This is a genomic window from Xanthobacter versatilis (assembly GCF_043193975.1).
GTDB classification, from domain to species: Bacteria; Pseudomonadota; Alphaproteobacteria; order Rhizobiales; family Xanthobacteraceae; genus Xanthobacter; species Xanthobacter autotrophicus_E.
The window spans coordinates 1-3,436 of the sequence record NZ_JBAFVB010000023.1 but is presented as its reverse complement, the minus strand read 5'-3'; the positions used below and the strand labels follow the sequence as shown (position 1 = coordinate 3,436).

The window sequence follows — 3,436 nt, the reverse complement described above, 5'->3', positions numbered from 1 at the left end:
CGGCCACCAGAGCAGCTGTCGCCTGACGGAGGTGGGCCGAACCAGGCAAACAGAAGGCGTCATGGTGCGCCCCCTCACTTTTGCCTGTGAGGGCGAAGGCGAGAGTTGGCAAGCTAAGGAGGAATGGGCGGCACCAACGGTCGTCCACCGCACTGGCGCGATGGTATTTCACGAAATGCGACTCGCTCGCGATGGTGTTCCATATCGGCGCTGCGCGTCGGAGGCCGGCCCCGCCGATTCCCTCCGGCGTTGAGGAAGGGCCTTCAGGCGGCGTTGCCGATTTCATTGAAACGAACCGCCAGCGAGAGCTAGAAATCGGCCGAAGGACGTGCCGGATCGAAAAACAGCACCCGCTGCCGTCTCAATTGTATCGCCGTCGCGACTGCTCATCCCCGCGCATTCTGCCGCTGGCGACGCTCACCCAGACCGTTGACGGCCTAGCTTCTGCAGTCTCTAGTTGCATATGGTACGGGGATTGTCGGCAATGGGGGAGCGGCATGCGAATCGCCGAAATGCGGGAGTTCGATGACGGGGGAAAACTCGCGTCACAAGCTTACCGGAATGCCCTGCGGAAGTTGCAGGACGCGTGTGAAGAGGTTTTCGGCGAGCAGTTGGAGACTCAGGGGGAGCGCGCCATGGCTCTGTTCGAAAGCGCGCTTGAAAGTCTGAAAAATCGACTCTCGGAACATTCCGAGAAGCGAATGCGCCTTTTTGAGATTTTGGATATTGAGCCCGGAGAAGACCTCACGAAGGCCCTCCTCTATCCGGTAGACATCGATACTTTGGCGCCGAAGCAGGTCAAAGACGAAATGTATGCGGAATTTCACAGGCGAGGCAAAGGCCGTTTCGATCTGCGGCCGATACTGCGTCGGGTCCTGGACGAGCTGTTTACCGAGCGTACGATTCGGCGGCCGAACGTTGGGGCTAACCGCCACTGGCCACGGCTGCGTCAGTATATACGCGAGATTGAAGACGAGACGAACTGGTTACCGGATGGCCAAGGGGTTCGATTGGTCAACAAAGGAGGGCGAGGCCCGGTAGCGCGCGAGCCCCGTGACCCGGGGCGCCTCAGCGTCATTATAGACCCCGATTACCTCTGAGCACCTCGGCTTGTTCGCGCCTGCACAGAGCCGCCTGAGGCTAACGCCCTTTCCTTGCGAGGGAGGGCGCAGGATGACCCTTGGCTGCCATCTGTATTGTCCGCATTTCGGCACCCAAGCCACATCAGCTGTCCCGTTCGTCGATGACGCCGCAAGGCTAACCTTGCACCTATGATTTTGCTGCGGAATAGTGGCCATTACATGCCAAGGAGGTGCCGGTGCAGACCCCTGATGAAATTGAATTCGAAGATTATCGCGCTTCTTGGCTCGAAGATGTGACCAGAGGCAGTCCTTCAACGGTTGAGCTCGGACGCCGTTTTGCACTGAAATTAATTACGCAATGGATGGAGGACTCCATAGAAAGCGACAACTTCATTTACTGTGACGGATCGAGAGATGGCGGAATTGATCTCGCACTGCTTGATACCGGGCCGGAAAAGGCTGCCGACGAGACCGATGTGAGCGGGCACACATGGTATTTGGTGCAAAGCAAGTATGGATCGGCCTTCGCGGGGCCACCGACGCTCCTGATCGAAGGGCAAAAGGTCATCGACACCCTCGATGGGAAACGCGAGCGGCTGAACTCGCTCGCCGAGGGCCTTTTGGAACGCCTTTCAAATTTCAAACGCGGAGCAGGTCCGGCGGACAAAATTGTTTTGGTATTTGCCACGGAAGCGCCTTTGACCGAATCTGAGAAGCGCGCCTTGGCCGATTTGCGGTCCATGGGCACCGCGCGTCTTGGACCCATGTTTGATATTGAAGCGCTCTCGATTGAAACCATTTTTGCACGCCTGCAAGAAATTGAAGCAGTTGGCCTGACGAAGAGACTAAAAGTTTCCCTTGATGCGCAGATGGTGCCTTCTGGCCCAGATTTGCTCGTCGGTTCCGTTGGCCTGTCCAGCCTCTACGAGTTCTTGAAACGCTACCGTGATGCGACGGGCGACCTAGATCGGATTTATGAAAAGAACGTCCGCCGATTCCTTGGTGCGCGTGGCAAGGTCAACAAGGCCATGCAGTCTACGCTTCGTGACGCGCCTGAACGGTTCGGGCTCTACAACAACGGGATTACCATCGTCGTTCAAGACTACGTCCCCGGAGAAAGATCGGTTGAACTAGCTGAACCATTCATTGTGAATGGCTGTCAGACCACAAGAACGATCTGGGAGGTCTTTCATACCCGGCTGAGTTCCGGTGGCACGGGGGTAAATCCCGAAACTGAAGCATGGAAGGAAAAGGCCAACCAAGGAGTCGTAGTGGCCAAAATAGTTAAGGTGGGCAACAGCGGCGAGAGCTTGTTGCAGGCCATCACCCGCTATACAAACAGCCAGAATGCAATCCGCGAAAAAGATTTTCTTGCGCTGACGGGTGACTTCAAGACCTGGCAGAGGCAGTTGGCGGATCAGCACGATCTGTATCTCGAAATCCAACGTGGCGGATGGGACTCGCAAAAGGCCCTCCAGAACACCAACCCCACCGCCAAGCAGTTCACCGAACATGCGAACGCCGCTGATCTCATCAAGGTCTATGGTTCTGGTTGGATGGGTGAGGCTGGCTTGGCGTTCGGCAAGAACCCACCGTTCTTGCCCGATGGCTCCGTCTTCAAGCGGATCGTCAATGGTGCGGATACCGACGGTGGGCCGTTTGGCGTGACTGATCTTTATGCAGCATATCTGCTGCAGAAATATACCGCAGAGTATGAATTTGGGCGTGGTGCGGCCAAGCAATCGCGGCGTCAGTCACGGTTCCTGTATTTTCTTATCGTTCTCGACCTGTTCAAGGACGTCCTTTCTCGCGCTCTTCATCCGACCGATCATCGTTCCGTCGCCGCAGCGATGGTCAAGGTGCTGAAAAATGACGACGCACGATCCGCACTTTTGGATCGAGCTGCCGAGGTGATTGACTCCTATTTCACGCAGGGCAACGAAGACAGTTTGTTCCATGAACCGAGCTATCTGAATAGCTTCAATGCCGACCTGAACGCCTTCCTGAAATGGGAGAAACTAGCGCGGTCTGAAATCGAGACGCCACGGCTCAAACAGCTTCTTGCGGTAAACAAGTCTGTTATGGGTATGTCGCTGGCCGGTAGTCAGACGCCTCGGCAAACGATCATGGCAGTGGTGAACGCTGCATGACGGTCGCGGCGCGCAGCCGCCCCGGACCGTAGGCTAACGGCTTGGGGGAGAGCGGTTCAGACTCACCTAACCTTTCTAACAGGCCTGCGCCGCGCCGCGCGCCCCAAAAAGTCGGGACGGCAAGTATTCGGAACGCCGCCAGAGGCCGAGCATGCACAAAGCCGCACTTGTCGCCTTCTATCTCGCCGTGGCCTCATATGGCCC

The 3,436-nt window shown here is 56.8% G+C and carries 2 protein-coding genes; both read left to right on the top strand.

Going from position 1 to position 3,436, the window contains the following annotated elements; genetic code table 11:
- The first annotated feature begins 497 nt into the window (after positions 1-497).
- Entirely contained in the window at positions 498-1,100 is a 603-nt protein-coding gene (locus tag V5F66_RS22175; RefSeq protein WP_394094734.1) for a TroA family protein, read from the top strand.
- 218 nt (positions 1,101-1,318) lie between these two features.
- The gene (locus V5F66_RS22170) at positions 1,319-3,232 is read left to right on the top strand and encodes an AIPR family protein (RefSeq protein ID WP_394094733.1); all 1,914 of its coding nucleotides are present in this window, start codon (positions 1,319-1,321) and stop codon (positions 3,230-3,232) included.
- Positions 3,233-3,436 lie beyond the last annotated feature (204 nt).

What these genes read in the sequence shown, in the direction of transcription:
- V5F66_RS22175 (WP_394094734.1), top strand. Translation starts at nt 498, where the DNA reads ATGCGAATCGCCGAAATGCGGGAGTTCGATGACGGGGGAAAACTCGCG.